The following is a 911-nucleotide window of genomic DNA, read 5'->3' as shown; positions in this document are numbered from 1 at the left end:
CCGTCGAGCCACAGCTTGAGCCGCAGGGCAAGGGTGTCGTCGCCGGCATCAAGCGCGTAGGCGACGTCGCGGGCGAGGTGGGCCAGGCAGGTCTGCTGTCGGTCGGCATGGCCCTGTTGGGCAGAATAGCGGTCTGACAGCCATACGACGGGCCGGTGCCCGTCCATGATCTCGTGCACCACGCACGCGCCCCGCGTCGGGGCCGCGTGGTGCACCACCGCTTCTTCGCAGCGGAAGACCCAATGAAAGCTGTTCGTGCCCTCGATGCGCACGCCCGTCTCGTCGGACGCCACAACGGTGGCGCGTCGCAGCGCCGACAGGGCCGCGTCGCGCCCAGCCTCGAAACGCGCCTCGGCCCGGCGCAGCATGTTGGTGAGCCCGCCCTGGCTGATGCGCAGGCCGAACAGGTCGAAGAGAGCCTTCTGCAAGCGCTCGTAGGACAGCGCCTGAAAGGTCTTCAGGTACAAAGCCGTGGCGTGCAGGCCTGGGCCGAACGGCGTCGCGGCGGCCCCGGTCGGCCGCGGTGCCGCCACGCGGGCCCGGCACCCCGGGCACACCACGGCGAGGCGCCGGTGCTGCTCGACGAGGGGCTTCACCTCCGGCAGTTCGATGTGCTCATGCACGCTGACCGTCTCGGCCGGCAGTTCGGGCGACAGCGCCAGCCCGCAGTCCGGGCATGCGCTCGGGCGGTGATCGACGACCGTGTCGGGATCTTCGGCGGCGACGCGGCTGTGGCCCTCGTGGCCGGGCTTGGCACCGCCGGGGCGGGACTGCTCCCGCCGCTCCTTGCGGTCGGTGGAGGGCGGTTTGGACGAGGTGCGCGACGTTTTGGCAGGGCGCTGCAGCTTCAGCACCAGTTCGATCAGTTCGTCCTTGCTCAGTCGCTCGAGATCACCGCGGCTCATGCCACT

At 70.7% G+C, this 911-nt stretch carries 1 protein-coding gene; it reads right to left on the bottom strand.

What is annotated here, in order from left to right; all coding sequences use genetic code 11:
- Positions 1–905 (bottom strand): IS66 family transposase (gene tnpC, locus D3273_RS27900; RefSeq protein WP_129230301.1); only part of this gene is annotated, 905 nt, incomplete at its 3' end.
- Positions 906–911: the final 6 nt, after the last annotated feature.

Origin of the sequence: Lichenibacterium minor (genome assembly GCF_004137685.1) — a bacterium.
Classification (GTDB): domain Bacteria; phylum Pseudomonadota; class Alphaproteobacteria; order Rhizobiales; family Beijerinckiaceae; genus Lichenihabitans; species Lichenihabitans minor.
The sequence above is the reverse complement of the archived record's forward strand: the minus strand, read 5'-3'. Positions and strand labels throughout refer to the sequence as shown.